Here is a 16,440-nt window from a genome sequence, read left to right as displayed (position 1 = left end):
CGATGCACAAAAGAGATCGCACTTACTGAGAAGGCCCCAACCGTGTTTTCACCGGGATAAGGTGAGAACCAACGAGCGAACACGGAGTGGGTCGATATGTTGTGTATGACACCATAGGAGAACGCCATGTCGTTTCTGACCCCCGAGCAACTCGCCGCCGCACACAAAGCCAATCTGGAAACCCTGTTTGGTCTGACCAACAAAGCCTTCGAAGGCGTTGAAAAACTGGTCGAACTGAACCTGCAAGCCGTGAAGGCATCGCTGGCCGAGTCCGCATCGACCGCACAAAAGGCTTTCGCTGTGAAGGACGCGCAAGAGCTGCTCGCCCTGCAAGCCAACCTGGTTCAGCCGGCTGCCGAAAAGGCACTCGCGTATGGCCGTCACCTGTATGAAATCGCTTCGTCGACGCAAGCCGAAGTGACCAAGGTGGCTGAAGCCCAACTGGCCGAAGGCTCGCAGAACGTGCAAGCGCTGTTCGACAACCTGGCCAAGAATGCACCGGCCGGTTCGGAGTCCGCCGTTGCACTGGCCAAGTCGGCCCTGTCCGCTGCCAACAGCGCGTTCGACAGCGTCCAGAAGGCCACCAAGCAAGCCGTCGAAATCGCCGAAACGAACTTCGCTGCTGCGACGAACGTCGCCTCGAAGGCTGCGGCTCAGGCTTCGCGTGCTGCCACCGCCAAGAAGTAATCGATAGCGTCCTGCAAGTCGTTACCCGGGACGCCAACCGTTTGTCGCTGCACCCCCAAGTTGTAGCAACACCCAGTTGTCTCCTCGGTACCGCAGGTACCTTTCGAACCCGGCCCTGAGCCGGGTTTTCTTTTTTGTGCCGCATCATTCGCGAAAGTAAGAGGCACGCCGACCCGCTAGCGACGCCTAATAAAAAACCGCCACTCCCGAGGGAATGGCGGTTTTCTGTTCCTGCGCGCTCGCGTGCGCAGGGTGCCGAATGCGCAGTCTTACTTCTTGCGCGGCGGCGGAACGTCGGTGCAAACGCCTTCGTAGATTTCGGCGGCCATACCGACCGACTCAGCCAACGTCGGGTGCGGGTGAATGGTCTTGCCGATATCGACAGCGTCCGCGCCCATCTCGACGGCCAGGCAAAGTTCACCAATCAGGTCGCCCGCATGCGTGCCGACGATAGCGCCGCCGAGAATACGGTGCGTCTCTTCGTCGAAGAGCAGCTTGGTGAAACCTTCGTCACGACCGTTTGCAATCGCGCGGCCCGATGCGGCCCACGGGAACACAGCCTTGCCGAACTTAACGCCCTCGGCCTTGAGTTGGTCCTCTGTCTTGCCCGCCCAAGCCACTTCCGGATCGGTGTATGCCACCGACGGGATCTGGATGGCATCGAAGAAAGCCTTTTCGCCATGTGCGGCTTCCGCAGCAACATGTGCCTCGTGCACGGCCTTGTGTGCCAGCATCGGCTGACCGACGATGTCACCGATCGCGAAGATGTTCGGCACATTCGTGCGCATCTGGTTATCCACCGAGATGAACCCGCGATCACCCACCACCACACCAGCCTTCTCGGCACTGATTTTCTTACCGTTCGGGCTACGCCCCACGGCTACCAGCACGAGGTCGTAACGCTGCGGCTCTGCCGGCGCAGCTTCGCCTTCGAACTTCACGTAGATGCCGTCGGCCTTGGCTTCCGCACCCACCGTCTTGGTCTTGAGCATGACACGACCAAAACGCTTGTCGTTCATCTTTTGCCAGACCTTGACCAGATCGCGGTCAGCACCCTGCATCAGACCGTCGAGCATTTCGACGACGTCGATCTCTGCGCCCAACGCGCTGTAGACCGTGGCCATTTCCAGACCGATGATGCCGCCACCAATCACCAGCATCTTCTTCGGAATCTGGCGCAGCTCAAGCGCGCCGGTCGAATCGACGATACGCGGATCTTCCGGCAGGAACGGCAGCTTCACGGCTTGCGAGCCGGCAGCGATGATGGCCTGCGCGAACTTCACGACCGTCTTCTTGCCGTCCTTGCCGACGACTTCGACGTGATTCGCATCGAGGAATGCACCGACGCCAGTCACGACTTCGACCTTACGCATCTTCGCCATACCGGCCAAACCACCGGTCAGCTTGCCAACGACGCTTTCCTTGTATGCACGCAGCTTGTCGAGATCGACCTCGGGCTTTGCGAACGAAATGCCGTGGTGGCCCAGCGACTGTGCCTCTTCAAGCACGGCTGCCGTGTGCAGCAAGGCCTTCGACGGAATGCAACCCACGTTCAGGCAGACACCGCCGAGCGTTGCGTAGCGTTCGACGAGCACCGTCTTGCGCCCCAGGTCCGCGCTGCGGAACGCAGCCGAGTATCCGCCCGGGCCTGCGCCCAGCACGAGCACTTCACATTCGATGTCGGCGCTGCCGCTGTGCTTGCCAGCAACCGGGGCCGGTGCGCTCGCGACAGCAGCGGGTGCCGCTGCAGGTGCCGGCGCTGCGGCAGGCGCGGCTGCGGGCGCGGCGGCCTTGGCGGCGCCCGCACCTTCCGCTTCCACGATAGCGATCAAAGTCCCTTCGCTGGCCTTATCGCCCACTTTGATCTTCACTTCCTTGACCGTGCCCGCCACTTCGGACGGCACTTCCATGGATGCCTTGTCGGATTCGAGCGTGATCAGCGACGCATCCTTGGCAATCTTGTCGCCGGGCTTGATCATCACTTCGATGACGTCTACGCCCTCTGCGCCGATATCCGGCACTTTGACTTCAATGAGACTCATGCGGGGTCTCCCTGTCGCATTTATGACTTGATGGTGGTATCGATCGGAAACTCATGTACCTGAAACGGGCCGGCCGAACTCTTGTCGAATTCCGCCCCCGCCTTCACGCCTGCTTCGGCGATGGCACGTGCGCTCAGATCCTGGTCGTAGAGGGCATACATGGCGCCGAGCGCGAAATTGCGCCCCGAACCGATCCCCCAGAACCGATCGAAAACGAACACTTCCCGGTAGGAATAAACCCCGTAGATCCCTGTCGGATTCGCGATCACGCTTGTGATCTGCGACGACTCGTACGGGTCGTCTTCCTCTTCCTTGGTGTTGAGGAAATACTCTTCCTTGAGCTTCTGATGGACCCGACAGAACGTGCGGAAAACTTCGTCTCGCGAATGGAGACGGCACTCATCCGCCATACCGGAAAGAATGGCACGCATGACCGGAAAATGCGCCGTCGTGCCAGCCAGACCGACATAGGAATCCCCCACGAGAAAAACCTTGCGGTTTTCTTCGTAGGATTGCGACAGCCGGGTATCGCCGAATGTGACGAGCGAATCGGCGGCAATGGCGATTTCCCCTGCCTTCTTGACGACTACCACGGTGGTCATGATGCCCTCCCCGTCCAGAATCCTGAAGCTTGCGCGAATGCCACCGACGCGCTCACGCGCCGTCGGCGGCAAAAGCCATTACAGCATCGCGCGACGGAAGTCCGCCAACAGTTGACCCAGGTAGGCGTTGAAGCGAGCGGCTTCTGCGCCGTCGATCACGCGGTGATCGTAGGACAGTGACAGCGGCAGCGTCAGTTGCGGCAGGAACTGCTGCTTGCGCTCATCCCACACCGGCTTCTGATACGAACGCGACAGACCCAGAATGGCGACTTCCGGTGCGTTGATGATCGGCGTGAAGGTCGTGCCTCCGATGCCGCCGAGCGACGAAATCGAGAAGCAGCCACCTTGCATCTGATCCGGCTTGAGCTTGCCTTCGCGGGCGAGCTTTGCCAGTTCCGACGTTTCGCGCGCGATCTCGAACACACCCTTCTTGTCCGCGTCGCGAACGACCGGCACCACGAGGCCGTTCGGCGTGTCAGCGGCAAACCCGATGTGGAAGTACTGCTTGAAGACCAGATTGTCGCCATCGAGGCTGGCGTTGAACGTCGGGAATTTCTTCAGAGCCAGCACGCAGGCCTTGATGACGAACGCAAGCATCGTGACCTTGATGCCAGCCTTTTCGTTTTCCTTGTTCAACTGCACGCGGAACGCTTCGAGTTCACCGATATCCGCTTCGTCGTTGTTCGTGACGTGCGGGATCATGACCCAATTGCGATGCAGGTTCGCGCCGGAGATCTTCTTGATGCGCGAGAGCGCCTTCGGCTCGACCGGACCGTACTTCGCAAAATCGACCTTCGGCCACGGCAGCAGATTCAACTCGCCACCACCTGCCGGCGCAGCGCCTGCAGCGGCCGGACGGTTACCGGAAAGCGCGCTCTTGACGAAGTTGCGCACGTCGTCGACGACCACGCGGCCCTTCGGCCCCGTGCCCTTGACCTGCGTGACATCCACACCCAGTTCACGTGCGAACTTACGCACCGACGGGCTGGCGTGGCTGATCGGCTGACTGCCTTGTGCTGCCACAGGGGCAGCGGCAGGTGCCGGTGCCGGTGCTGCTGCCGGAGCCGGAGCTGGCGCTGCGGCGGCAGGTGCCGGGGCGGCGGCCGGGGCTGCTGCCTTGGCGGGTGCGGCCGCCGACGCGGCAGCCGCACCTTCGAGCACGAGGATCAGTGAACCCTCGGAGACCTTGTCACCGACGTTCACCTTCAGTTCTTTCACCACGCCTGCGGCCGGGCTCGGCACGTCCATCGAAGCCTTGTCCGATTCCAGCGTCACGAGCGATTGCTCGGCGGTGACGGTGTCGCCCACCTTCACCAGCACTTCGATCACGGGCACGTCGTCATAACCGCCGATATCCGGCACCTTGACGTCGATCTTGCTGGTACCGCCGCTGGCGGCCGGGGCAGCAGGCGCTGCCGGGGCGGCGGCTGGGGCAGCCGCGGGTGCCGCTGCTTGCGGTGCCGCAGCCGGAGCGGCCGGTGCAGCCGCGCCATTTGCCTGTGTGCCCGAGCCGTTGGCGGTCTCGAGCGTCAAAATTACAGAACCTTCGGACACTTCATCGCCGACTTTCAGGCTCAGCGCTTTAATGACACCTGCGGCCGGGCTCGGCACGTCCATCGTGGCCTTATCCGACTCCAGCGTGATCAGGGCCTGCTCGGCGTCGATCTTGTCGCCTGCCTTCACCAGCACTTCAATTACGGGCAAGTCCTTGAAGTCACCGATATCCGGGACTTTCACTTCGATCACTTGACTCATTTTCCACAGTCTCCTCGAGGCTGCGCTTGACGTGCGGCACACGCCGGTCTGTCGCTGGGGGGCGACTGACCGGCACGCTCACCGCACGCAGCGGCCTTTAGACGGTCATCGGGTTGGGTTTGTTCGGATCCAGGTTGTACTTGGCAATCGCCTCGGCAACCTTGCTGGCCGGCAGCGTACCTTCGTCGGCCAGCGCCTTGAGCGCAGCAACCGTGACCCAGTTACGATCCACCTCGAAGAAGTGACGCAGCTTTTCGCGCGTATCCGAACGGCCATAACCGTCGGTGCCGAGCACGACATAACGGCCACGAACGAACGGACGGATCTGATCGGCATACGTACGAATGTAGTCGGTCGATGCAATGACCGGACCACGCGTATCGTTCAGGCACTTCTCAACGTGCGACAGGCGAGCCGTCTCGGTCGGGTGCAGCAGATTGTGACGTGCCACGTCGTTGCCTTCGCGAGCCAGCTCCGTGAAGCTCGGGCAGCTCCACAGATCCGATTCAACGCCCCAGTCGTTCTTGAGCATTTCGGCAGCGGCGATCACTTCGTTGAAGATCGTACCCGAACCCAGCAGTTGCACGCGCGGCGCCTTGCTGTTGTCCGTGCCGCGACGGAACGCGTACATGCCCTTCAGGATGTCGTTCTCCACGCCTTCCGGCATCGCCGGGTGTGCGTAGTTTTCGTTCATCACGGTGAGGTAGTAGTACACGTCTTCCTGATCCTGCACCATGCGGCGCAGACCGTCCTGAACGATCACGGCGAGTTCGTAGGCAAACGTCGGATCGTACGGCAGGCAATTCGGAATCGACGACGCCCACAGCAACGAGTGACCGTCTTCGTGCTGGAGACCTTCGCCGTTAAGCGTCGTACGACCGGCCGTACCGCCCACCAGGAAACCGCGCGCGCGCATGTCGCCAGCGGCCCAGGCCAGATCGCCGATACGCTGGAAACCGAACATCGAATAGAAGATGTAGAACGGGATCATCGTCTCGCCGTGCGTCGAGTACGACGTTGCGGCAGCGATCCAGTCGCACATACCGCCGGCTTCGTTGATGCCTTCCTGCAGAATCTGACCGCTCTCAGATTCCTTGTAGAACATCAGTTGATCCTGATCTTGCGGAATGTAACGCTGGCCGACCTGGCTCCAGATACCGATCTGGCGGAACAAGCCTTCCATACCGAACGTGCGCGACTCATCCGGCACGATCGGCACGATGCGCTGACCCAGCGCCTTGTCCTTGAGCAGCACATTGAGAATACGCACGAACGCCATCGTCGTCGAAATCTCACGGCCTTCGGCGGTTGCCTTGAGCAGTGCGTCGAATGCGTTCAGCGCAGGCACCGGCAGCGAAGCGGCCTTGGTGCGGCGTTGCGGCAGGTAGCCACCCAGCTCCATGCGGCGAGCGCGCATGTATTCCAGTTCCTTCGAACCTTCCTCGAACTTGATGTACGGCACGTCGGCGATCTGATCATCCGAGATCGGCAGCTTGAACTGGTCGCGGAATTTCTTGAGCGACTCCACCGGCATTTTCTTCTGCTGGTGGGTGATGTTCATGGCCTGACCGGCCTCGCCCATGCCGTAGCCCTTGATGGTCTTGGCCAGAATGACGGTCGGCTGACCCTTGTGCGTCGTGGCCGAATGATAGGCCGCGTAGATCTTGTGCGGATCGTGGCCGCCACGGTTCAGCGCCCAGATGTCTTCATCCGACCAGTCGGCAACCATCGCCTTCAAAGCCGGGGTGTTGAAGAAGTTCTCGCGAACGAACGCGCCGTCCTTCGACTTGTACGTCTGATATTCGCCGTCCACGCATTCCATCATGCGCTTCATCAGCAGGCCCTGCTTGTCGCGGGCAAGCAGCGAATCCCAACGGCTGCCCCAGACCACCTTGATGACGTTCCAGCCAGCACCACGGAATTCCGATTCGAGTTCCTGGATGATCTTGCCGTTACCGCGTACCGGGCCGTCCAGGCGCTGCAGGTTGCAGTTGATCACGAACACGAGGTTGTCGAGCTGTTCACGGCCAGCCATGCCGATCGCACCCAGCGATTCCGGCTCGTCCGTCTCGCCGTCGCCGAGGAAGGCCCAGACCTTGCGGCCCTCGGTCTTCACGATGTTGCGCGACTCGAGGTACTTCATGAAGCGAGCCTGATAGATCGCCATGATCGGGCCCAGACCCATCGAGACCGTCGGGAACTGCCAGAAGTCCGGCATCAGCCACGGATGCGGGTACGACGACAGACCGCCGCCGTCCACTTCCTGACGGAAGTTCTCGAGCTGCGTCATTTCCAGACGACCCAGCAGGAACGCGCGGCTGTACACGCCCGGCGACGAGTGGCCCTGCACGAACACCAGATCGCCACCGTGCTTGTCGGACGGAGCGTGCCAGAAGTGATTGAAACCAACGTCGTAGAGGGTCGCGGCCGAGGCGAACGAGGCGATGTGACCGCCGACGTTCGTGTCCTTACCGGCACGCAGCACCATCGCGATCGCATTCCAGCGGGTGTACGAGCGGATCTTGTGCTCGACGTCCTGATCGCCCGGAATACGGGCCTGCTGGTCGACGGGGATGGTGTTGATGTAGGGGGTATTTGCCGAGAAAGGCAGATGCTCGCCGTTGATGCGGGCGAATTCGATCAGCTTTTCGAGCAGGTAGTGCGCGCGCTCCGGGCCTTCGGCAGCCAGCACGCCTTCGAGCGAGGCCAGCCATTCTTGCGTTTCTTGGGGATCGGCGTCCGCAGGGGATACGATCTTCAGGGCTTCTTCAGGTACGGCGGACATGGTGTCTCCTTGTCTGTCGTTAGCGGGTTGGCGTAATGGTCGTAACCCGCTTCATGGACGGGCCTACCGGCATTTTTACCGGGGCATTGTACGAAGGTTATTCCCGCCTTCGCAAGCGAAATTTCAGATTACGATAGCAATTTTCATAATGCGGAAATCTGCTGCACTGCACATAAAATCAATGGGTTGCCGACACCATCAGATCACGATTTTTGGATGTACCGATCGGTCTCAAGGGTGATTTAAGCGGCCGTCTTACCAAAAAGATCGGACTCTTCCGAAAAGCAGTGCGCGACAGACTCGGACAGCGGGAAACCGGTCGGCCTGCGCTACAATCTCGCCATGCTTTCGCCACGCCTCGCAAACTCATCCCCGCCGTCCCGGTCCGCTGCTACGCCAGCCCGCTCCAACCGTTGGTTGCAGGGGTTTGCGGAGTCGCACTACTACTTGCTGGTACCGCTCGTCTCCATTGTGATCTTCCTGGTGGTGATGAGTTTGATTCTGTGGAGCCTGAACCGTCGCGAAACGGAGCAGCAGCAGGACACGCTTTATCGAAACGTCGCGTGGGCGCAGCAGCAGATCCGCCTCAATATGCTGGCCATTCAGGACCAGATCAGTTCCCTTGCCCGCGATACGGCGGCCAAACCTCAGGACGTGGCTCACTTCCAGAACACGGCAAGCGAGCTGATGCAAAATCATGCAGACATCGTCTTCATGAACTGGCTCGATGCCTCGCAACGGCCGAAGTGGGCCGTTCCGGCGGACTCCCCTTTCGCCTCGCGGCTACAAGGCTCGGCCCAGCATCCCATGGAGGACGAGCTGTTGGTGGCATTTCGCGCAGCGCGCGACTCGCGTCGCTCTGCCTACTCCACGCTGATCTACGACGCCTCGGGGGCCAGCTACATCGTCGTTCAGGTGCCCGTACTGCGCGAGCGCGAGTTCCTCGGCACGATCAGCGCGGTGTATTCCGTCGAGGGTCTGCTGATTCACGAGTTGCCCCAGGAACTCGGCGACAAGTTCAAGGTGTCGTTCATCGACACGCACAACAACGAACTGGCGACGACGTCTACTCGACCACCGCTGCCACGCGACGTGTCGTACGAGTTGTTACTCGATCCGCCCGGCCACAGTCTTGCTGTGCGCATCTACTCGTATCCGGCGGTCGGCAACTTCGTCAACAACACGCTGGTCTGGCTGATCGCCGGGTTGTCCTGCTTCGTGCTCTGGAGTCTTTGGAGTTTGTGGCGTCACACGCGCCAGCGATTCGAAGCGCAGCAGGCGCTGTTTAATGAGACGTCGTTCCGCCGGGCGATGGAGAACTCAATCGTGATCGGCATGCGAGTCCTCGACCTGCAGGGCCACATCACCTATGTGAATCCCGCGTTTTGCCGTATGACGGGCTGGGATGAGCCGGATCTCATGAACCGTGCGCCGCCCTACCCGTACTGGCCGAAGGACGATATTCACGAAATGCAGCGCCGCATCGATATGACGCTGCGCGGCAAGGCTCCGTCGCACGGTTTCGAAATTCGGGTACAGCGCAAGGACGGGACGATTTTCTACGCGCGTATGTTCGTCTCGCCGCTGGTCGATGCCCACGGCCGCCAGACCGGCTGGATGTCCTCACTGACCGACATCAGCGAGCCCAAACGCGCCCGCGAAGAACTCGCCGCTGCGCACGAACGGTTCACGACGGTGCTCGAAAGCCTCGACGCCTCGGTATCGGTGCTGGCCGTCGACAAGGCAGAGTTACTCTTCGCCAACCGCTATTACCGGCAACTGTTCGGCACGCGCCCCGAAGGCCACCTCGAGCTGTCGGGTGGGGGCGAATTGTCGCCGACGTCGCTCGACCACATCGACATGGTCGATGCTTTTGCCGGACTGCCCGCAGCGTCGCTGACCGATACAGCGGCGGAAACGCAGGAAATTTACCTGCCAACGCACCAGAAATGGTTCGAAGTCCGACGTCAGTACATTCAGTGGGTTGACGGTCATCTCGCGCAATTGCAAGTGGCGACGGACATTACAGCTCGCCGTCATGCGGAAGAGCTGGCCCGCCAGGAAGAAGAGCGGCTGCAATTCACCGGCCGTCTGACGACGATGGGGGAAATGGCATCGTCGCTGGCTCACGAGCTGAATCAGCCGCTCGCGGCCATCAACAACTACTGTATGGGCACGGCCGCCCTCGTGCGAGCTGGTCGCACGTCCCCTGAAACACTGCTGCCGGCGCTCGAAAAGACGTCTCAACAGGCGGTGCGGGCCGGGATGATCATCAAGCGGATTCGCGCCTTCGTGAAACGAAGCGAGCCGAAGCGACAACCGTCATCCATTTATGAGATCGTGGCGGATGCCGTCGGCCTCGCGGAGATCGAAGCACGTAAGCGGCGAATTCGTATCGTCACAGAGCTTCCGGCAGGACTGCCACAGATCAACGTCGACCCGGTGCTGATCGAGCAGGTCCTCATGAACCTGCTCAAGAACGCCGCCGAAGCGATGCACGGCTACACGCCCCCGCCGGGGCAACGACGCGACCCGACGGTGCGTTTGCATGTGGAGCGGCGGGATAAATCTGTTGAATTCCAGGTGTCCGATCACGGACCTGGGGTTGACGAAGCGACTATCGAACGATTGTTTGAACCGTTCTTTAGTACCAAGTCGGACGGCATGGGCATGGGCCTGAACATCTGCCGTTCGATCATCGAATCGCACCACGGCCGTCTGTGGGTAGAAAACAATGAAATCGACGGCGTGCGGAATGGTTGTACTTTTTGTATTCTGTTACCGTTAGAAAGCGATACGACATCCGGATCCGGGGGAGGACTATGACGACACCCAATATCAATACCGATCAAGAAACCGTCTTTGTTGTCGATGACGACGAAGCTGTCCGCGACTCGCTTCGCTGGCTTCTGGAAGCCAATGGATATCACGTGCGAGGGTTTGGCAGTGCAGACGATTTTCTGCAGTTTTGCGCAGATGTTACGCAAAGCAACCGCCCGAACAACCTGATTGGCTGCCTGATTCTCGACGTCCGCATGCCGGGCATGAGCGGACTGGAGCTTCAGGACGCCCTGATCGAGCGCGGCATCAACCTGCCGATCATTTTCGTGACGGGCCACGGCGACGTGCCGATGGCTGTCGAAACGATGAAGAAAGGTGCGACGGACTTCATCGAAAAGCCGTTCGACGAGGGCGAACTGCGCAAGCAGGTCGAAAACATGCTGAGAACCGCTCGCGAAGAGGCTGGCCGTCATCGCGAACAGCAAGCTGCGGAAGAACTGCTCAGGAAGCTGACGAGCCGTGAGCACCAGGTGCTCGAGCGCATCATCGCCGGTCGCCTGAACAAGCAGATTGCCGACGATCTGGGCATCAGCATCAAGACGGTCGAAGCACACCGCGCCAACATCATGGAGAAGCTCAACGTCAACACCGTTGCCGATCTGCTCCGACTGGCGCTGTCCAAGCGATAAATCGGATCGCCCTGCACCTCAGGAGGTGCAGGGTATCGAACCTTCGGGCACTGCGCTGATTCCCAGCTCGGTGCCCCTCCACCGACCGATCACCGGCCGCACCCTTCGGGTGTGTCCTTCCCCCTCGCCAACAGCACTTGCGCTAACACTGACGTTAACGCGTTACGCCGTGCGCCCCACTCCCGTGAGCCCCAGCGCGCCGGTATAATACGGTCTTTGCGCTTGTCGCCCGCCCGACCTGCGTCGCCGTATACGGCCCCTTGGGCCAGCCCCCTTCCTTCATACGATATCCACGCATCATGACCGCCACCCTCATCGACGGCAACGCCCTCGCCAAACGTATTCGTGCCGAAGTCGCCACGCGCGCCGCTGCACTCACCGCCCGCGGCCATCAACCCGGCCTCGCCGTGGTTTTGGTCGGCGAGGACCCAGCCAGCCAGGTCTACGTGCGCAACAAGGTCAAGGCTTGCGAAGACAATGGCCTGTATTCGTCGCTCGATCGGTACCCGGCGGATCTGACCGAGAGCGATTTGCTCGCACGAATCGATGAGCTGAACCGCGATCCGAAGATCAACGGCATTCTCGTGCAACTGCCGCTGCCGAAGCACATCGACAGCCACAAGGTGCTCGAAGCCATTGCGCCGGAAAAGGATGTCGACGGCTTCCACGTCTCGAACGCCGGAGCGCTGATGACGGGCGCACCGCTGTTCCGCCCCTGCACGCCTTACGGCTGCATGAAGATGCTCGAATCGGTGGAGTTCCCGCTGCGTGGCGCCGTCGCTGTCGTGATCGGTGCGTCGAACATCGTCGGCAAGCCCATGGCCATGATGCTGCTTCAGGCCGGTGCTACCGTCACCATCTGCAACAGCAAGACGCGCGATCTGGCCGCACATACGCGCAATGCCGACGTGATCGTTGCCGCAGTGGGCAAGCGCAATATCGTTACGGCCGATATGGTCAAGCCGGGGGCCGCGGTGATCGACGTCGGCATGAATCGTGACGACGAAGGCAAGCTCTGTGGCGACGTCGATTTCCACGGCGTCAAGGAAGTCGCAGGGTTCATCACACCGGTGCCCGGTGGCGTGGGCCCGATGACCATCACCATGTTGCTGGTCAACACGATCGAAGCGGCGGAGCGTGCGCTTGGCTGATCGCCAGGTGGACCGTTGACCAGAAGCGACGGTTTTTCACGCAGCGACGCCATATGGGGCGCGTACGGCCAACGGGTCGTACGCGCCCTCTTCATTCGTGGGCCACTCGCCACGCGGCCCCGATGAGAGATACCGTAGCGGGACGTCGGAATCCCCCGAAAACTCGGTCTACACCGAGTAACAAAACAGATCCCCGCATCAACGCGCGGCCTCGGCAAGACTCCGCCAAGTCAATGCCACTAAGGCTTTGCGCGCAATTCCCGGTTGGCGACGTCAATGACATCAGTTGAAAAAAACGACTGGAAAATTCGACAGGTTGCCCCCACACTCTTCGTAAGCCCCTTCAAGTGGATAACGAACGCATGAATACGCCGAAAAGCAATCCTCTTCTCGATATCGAGGGACTCCCCCGTTTTTCCGAAATTCGCCCTGAGCATGTCACGCCAGCCGTCGATGTGCTACTGGAGCAGGCGCGTGCGGCCGTCGATCGCGCAGCCGACCCCGCAACACCCGCGACATGGGCCAATATCCTCGACGCTGTCGAAGACGGCACGGAAGGCCTTGGACGCGCCTGGGAAATCATCGGACACCTGAACGCAGTCGCCGACACCCCCGAGCTGCGCGCCGCCTATAGTGAAAATCTGCCGCGTGTCACCGAGTTTTCGGCCAGTGTCGGCCAGAATCTCGCGCTGTTCGACAAGTACAAGTCGATTGCCGCCGGACCGGAATTTGCCGGACTATCGACCGCTCGCAAGAAGATTCTGGACAATGAAATGCGCGGCTTCCGCCTGGGCGGCGCAGAACTCCCCGAAGATCAGAAGCCGCGATTTGCCGAGATTCAGGAAGAACAGGCCGGCCTTGCGAAGAGCTTCTCCGATCACGTTCTTGATGCGACCAACAAGTTCTCCCTCGTCGTGACCGATGAAACGGAGATCGCGGGTCTGCCTGACGACGACAAGGCGGCCGCACGCGCCGCCGCCGAACGAGATGGCGTGGAAGGCTGGAAGTTCACACTGCACTTCCCGTCGTACTTCCCTGTGCTCCAATACGCCGACAATCGCGCCCTGCGCGAAAAGCTGTATCGGGCGAACGTGACACGCGCCTCCGAACTCGGACCGAAGTTCGGCGACGGCGACGCGGGCTGGGACAACACCGGCATCGTCGTGGAGCAACTCGCGCTGCGTCGCGAAGAAGCGCAAATGCTCGGGTTCAAGAACTACGCAGAAGTCTCACTTGAGCCGAAGATGGCCGAATCGCCCGCACAAGTGCTCGAATTCCTCGAAGACCTTGCGCGCCGTGCCCGTCCGTATGCCGAGAAGGACTGGGAAGAGCTTCAGGCATTTGCGGCCAAGTCGCTCGGCATCGACAAGCTGCAGCCCTGGGATACGGCATACGCGTCTGAAAAGCTGCGCCAGCAACGGTACGCTTTTTCCGAAACGGAAGTGCGTCAGTATTTCCCGCTCCCGAAGGTCCTCGACGGCTTGTTCCGAGTTGCAGGCACATTGTTTGATGTGACGATTCGTCCGCAAGAGGCTGAGACGTGGCATCCCGACGTGCGTTTCTTCCGCATCGAACGCAATGGCGAACTGGTTGCGCAGTTTTACATGGACCTGTTCGCGCGCGAAGGCAAACGCGGCGGTGCGTGGATGGATAGCGCGCGCACGCGCAAGCGTCTGCACGACGGCGCACTTCAAACCCCAGTCGCCTACCTCGTCTGCAACTTCCCCGCCCCAGTCGGAGAAAAGCCAGCCCTGCTGCCGCACGACGATGTCATCACGCTGTTCCACGAGTTCGGTCACGGCCTGCATCACATGCTGACGCAAGTCGAAGATGCTGGTGTTGCTGGCATCAATGGCGTCGAGTGGGACGCCGTGGAATTGCCGTCGCAGTTCATGGAGAACTTCTGCTGGGAGTGGGATGTCCTCGAGCACATGACAGCGCATGTCGACACGGGGGCCGCCCTGCCGCGCGCGCTGTTCGACAAGATGATCGCCGCACGCAATTTCCAGAGCGGCCTGATGATGCTGCGCCAACTGGTCTTCTCGGACTTTGACATGCATCTGCATTACGACTTCGATCCGCGTGGCCCGGAGTCGGTGCTTGAAGTGTCACGACGCATCAACGATCGTTTGCACGTCACCCCGCAGGTGGATTTCTCGCGCTGGCCGAACACGTTTAGCCATATCTTCGCTGGCGGATACGCTGCAGGCTACTACAGCTACAAGTGGGCTGAAGTGCTGTCGGCCGACGCCTATGCCGCTTTCGAGGAAGCGGCCAAGGTGAGTGGCACGGTGTTGGATACTGCGACGGGGGCACGCTATCGCGACGAGATTCTCGCCGTGGGTGGCAGCCGCGAGGCGATGGAGTCGTTCATCGCATTCCGGGGGCGCGCACCGCAAGTCGATGCTTTGCTGCGCCACAGCGGAATGTCGGCAAGTTGACGCCTCTCATCACATGAGGAATGAGGGCCGACGGGCGTCGGCTTTCAGTCCTCAGCTATCGTCGTCGCAACCGTTCGGCCGCCAAACATAGCTGTGTGTCTCCTTATCGAGGCAACGCGCGGCCTGAAAGCGAATGGTGCAGCCGTTCTCATATGTTCGCGTGCACTCACCGTTGACACATTGGGTGCGCATGCGGACCACCTGCCCGGTGGGTATCCGACACTGAACCGGGGCCGCCTGAGCGGCCTGTGGTGGCGGCAAGCGCTTCCCAGGACGCTGACCGATGTCGAACCACACTTGTGCGCCGTCCGTCGAACACTGTCCACCGCGCTGGCAAACGACAAAGGCGTCCTGCAGCGCAGAATCCTGCGTGTCGCCCAGCGCCACTCCAACCTCTCCATTACTGGCATGCACCACCGCCCAGTAGGCCGGTCCATTACCTGCCATCAGGACTTCGCATCGCCCCCCTCGACTTCCCGATGCGAGTTGGGTTCTGCATCGGTTCAGTGCCGCCAATTTGGCCTTCGCCATCGACGTCTGATTGGTGACGGAGACGTATCGAAGCCCGCTTGCCGTGTGGATGCCCGCCACAGCAGACGCCGCGAGACTCGACGGGCTCAGCGAGGCCAGCAGGCCCGTAAGCACAATCGCGCACGTCGCGGAAAAGAGGCGAAACAACCTGATCATGGCAAGAAGGCGCGAAAAGCCCTGCAAGGGGTGGTGTGAGCCCCCATCAGAACACATGGCGAAACGGACACAAGCGGCAATCAAAGGGGGAATTACCAGCTTATTGCGCTTGAGGCAGGGGTGAGCCCCGGGGCCAAGGCCAATCAAAGGGGATCAACCGCGGATGCAGCGATCCAAACAAAACAGGCGGTGCATCTTTCGATGTCACCGCCTGTGTCGCCCGAAGTCTCCCTCGGGCGGGGCGTCACCTCACGGTGCGCCAGATGCGTCGAAACGACTTAGGTACCGCGCTTGATCCAAGCCGCCAGATTGTGCGGACGCAGCGTGTCGTACTCCTCGAACGGCTGATGAATCCAAGGGTTCGTAGGCAGGAAATCGACTGCGTAATCCGGCGCTACCTTCGAACACGCCTTATGCCAAAGCACGGCCGAGCGCACGTCCGTCACCTTCGTGAAACGCTCCTTCAGGTGCTTGCCGACGCGCTCGAGCGTCACCCCCGAATCGACCAGATCGTCGACCAGCAGCACACGGCCTTCCAGCTCGCCGCGCGTAATGGTGATGTACTGAGCAATATCCAGGTCACCACGAATGGTGCCTTCGGCTTCGCGATACGAACTCGTCGCCAGGATCGCAAGCGGCACGTCGTAAATGCGTGCGAGCTGGTCGCCCACACGCAAGCCGCCACGCGCCAGACACAGGATCTTGTCGAACTTCCAGTTGGACTCATGGACCTTGAGCGCCAGACGCTCGATCAGCCGATGATATTCGTCCCACGAGACCCAGAGGTTCTTATCGTCGTTTTGGGGCAGATTCATGGTGT

The 16,440-nt window shown here is 60.8% G+C and carries 11 protein-coding genes; 5 read left to right on the top strand and 6 right to left on the bottom strand.

Going from position 1 to position 16,440, the window contains the following annotated elements; all coding sequences use genetic code 11:
• The first annotated feature begins 126 nt into the window (after positions 1-126).
• On the top strand, positions 127-687 hold the full coding sequence (locus tag NTU39_RS11115; protein WP_150576875.1) for a phasin family protein: 561 nt from the start codon (positions 127-129) through the stop codon (positions 685-687).
• Between the two features lie 269 nt (positions 688-956).
• Here NTU39_RS11115 and lpdA read toward each other — a convergent pair whose 3' ends face one another.
• The 4 genes from lpdA to aceE all read right to left on the bottom strand — a co-directional run bounded on the left by lpdA (position 957) and on the right by aceE (position 7,871).
• The gene (gene lpdA, locus NTU39_RS11110) at positions 957-2,729 is read right to left on the bottom strand and encodes a dihydrolipoyl dehydrogenase (protein ID WP_257959822.1); all 1,773 of its coding nucleotides are present in this window, start codon (positions 2,727-2,729) and stop codon (positions 957-959) included.
• A 20-nt stretch (positions 2,730-2,749) separates the two neighbouring features.
• Positions 2,750-3,331 (bottom strand): Ntn hydrolase family protein, encoded by a 582-nt coding sequence (locus tag NTU39_RS11105; protein WP_039403532.1) that lies wholly within the window; start codon positions 3,329-3,331, stop codon positions 2,750-2,752.
• 78 nt (positions 3,332-3,409) lie between these two features.
• Positions 3,410-5,086: a dihydrolipoyllysine-residue acetyltransferase gene (aceF, locus tag NTU39_RS11100; protein WP_150664939.1), complete on the bottom strand. Its 1,677-nt coding sequence runs from the start codon at positions 5,084-5,086 to the stop codon at positions 3,410-3,412.
• 97 nt (positions 5,087-5,183) lie between these two features.
• A complete protein-coding gene (gene aceE, locus NTU39_RS11095; RefSeq protein ID WP_150664938.1) occupies positions 5,184-7,871 on the bottom strand; it encodes a pyruvate dehydrogenase (acetyl-transferring), homodimeric type in 2,688 nt (895 codons plus the stop codon).
• A 342-nt stretch (positions 7,872-8,213) separates the two neighbouring features.
• On the opposite strand from aceE, the gene NTU39_RS11090 reads away from it, so the two are divergent.
• From NTU39_RS11090 to NTU39_RS11075, 4 genes are all read left to right on the top strand, one after another.
• Positions 8,214-10,697: a PAS domain-containing sensor histidine kinase gene (locus NTU39_RS11090; RefSeq protein ID WP_224786829.1), complete on the top strand. Its 2,484-nt coding sequence runs from the start codon at positions 8,214-8,216 to the stop codon at positions 10,695-10,697.
• Entirely contained in the window at positions 10,694-11,341 is a 648-nt protein-coding gene (locus tag NTU39_RS11085; RefSeq protein WP_039399048.1) for a response regulator transcription factor, read from the top strand. The genes NTU39_RS11090 and NTU39_RS11085 overlap by 4 nt, the downstream gene beginning before the upstream one ends.
• Positions 11,342-11,640: 299 nt before the next feature.
• On the top strand, positions 11,641-12,492 hold the full coding sequence (folD, locus tag NTU39_RS11080) for a bifunctional methylenetetrahydrofolate dehydrogenase/methenyltetrahydrofolate cyclohydrolase FolD (protein WP_150664937.1): 852 nt from the start codon (positions 11,641-11,643) through the stop codon (positions 12,490-12,492).
• Between the two features lie 362 nt (positions 12,493-12,854).
• A complete protein-coding gene (locus NTU39_RS11075) occupies positions 12,855-14,933 on the top strand; it encodes a M3 family metallopeptidase (protein WP_257959821.1) in 2,079 nt (692 codons plus the stop codon).
• A gap of 51 nt (positions 14,934-14,984) precedes the next feature.
• Here NTU39_RS11075 and NTU39_RS11070 read toward each other — a convergent pair whose 3' ends face one another.
• Positions 14,985-15,620, bottom strand: coding sequence for a DUF4189 domain-containing protein (locus NTU39_RS11070; RefSeq protein WP_174984765.1), 636 nt, complete (start codon positions 15,618-15,620; stop codon positions 14,985-14,987).
• 278 nt (positions 15,621-15,898) lie between these two features.
• Positions 15,899-16,435 carry a phosphoribosyltransferase gene (locus tag NTU39_RS11065; protein WP_046291611.1) on the bottom strand — a complete coding sequence of 179 codons (537 nt, stop codon included), beginning with the start codon at positions 16,433-16,435 and terminating at the stop codon, positions 15,899-15,901.
• Positions 16,436-16,440: the final 5 nt, after the last annotated feature.

Source organism: Pandoraea commovens, assembly GCF_024704525.1.
In the GTDB taxonomy this organism is placed as follows: domain Bacteria; phylum Pseudomonadota; class Gammaproteobacteria; order Burkholderiales; family Burkholderiaceae; genus Pandoraea; species Pandoraea commovens.
The sequence above is the reverse complement of the archived record's forward strand: the minus strand, read 5'-3'. Positions and strand labels throughout refer to the sequence as shown.

What these genes read in the sequence shown, in the direction of transcription:
- NTU39_RS11115 (WP_150576875.1), top strand. Translation starts at nt 127, where the DNA reads ATGTCGTTTCTGACCCCCGAGCAACTCGCCGCCGCACACAAAGCCAAT.
- lpdA (WP_257959822.1), bottom strand. Translation starts at nt 2,729, where the DNA reads ATGAGTCTCATTGAAGTCAAAGTGCCGGATATCGGCGCAGAGGGCGTA.
- NTU39_RS11105 (WP_039403532.1), bottom strand. Translation starts at nt 3,331, where the DNA reads ATGACCACCGTGGTAGTCGTCAAGAAGGCAGGGGAAATCGCCATTGCC.
- aceF (WP_150664939.1), bottom strand. Translation starts at nt 5,086, where the DNA reads ATGAGTCAAGTGATCGAAGTGAAAGTCCCGGATATCGGTGACTTCAAG.
- aceE (WP_150664938.1), bottom strand. Translation starts at nt 7,871, where the DNA reads ATGTCCGCCGTACCTGAAGAAGCCCTGAAGATCGTATCCCCTGCGGAC.
- NTU39_RS11090 (WP_224786829.1), top strand. Translation starts at nt 8,214, where the DNA reads ATGCTTTCGCCACGCCTCGCAAACTCATCCCCGCCGTCCCGGTCCGCT.
- NTU39_RS11085 (WP_039399048.1), top strand. Translation starts at nt 10,694, where the DNA reads ATGACGACACCCAATATCAATACCGATCAAGAAACCGTCTTTGTTGTC.
- folD (WP_150664937.1), top strand. Translation starts at nt 11,641, where the DNA reads ATGACCGCCACCCTCATCGACGGCAACGCCCTCGCCAAACGTATTCGT.
- NTU39_RS11075 (WP_257959821.1), top strand. Translation starts at nt 12,855, where the DNA reads ATGAATACGCCGAAAAGCAATCCTCTTCTCGATATCGAGGGACTCCCC.
- NTU39_RS11070 (WP_174984765.1), bottom strand. Translation starts at nt 15,620, where the DNA reads ATGATCAGGTTGTTTCGCCTCTTTTCCGCGACGTGCGCGATTGTGCTT.
- NTU39_RS11065 (WP_046291611.1), bottom strand. Translation starts at nt 16,435, where the DNA reads ATGAATCTGCCCCAAAACGACGATAAGAACCTCTGGGTCTCGTGGGAC.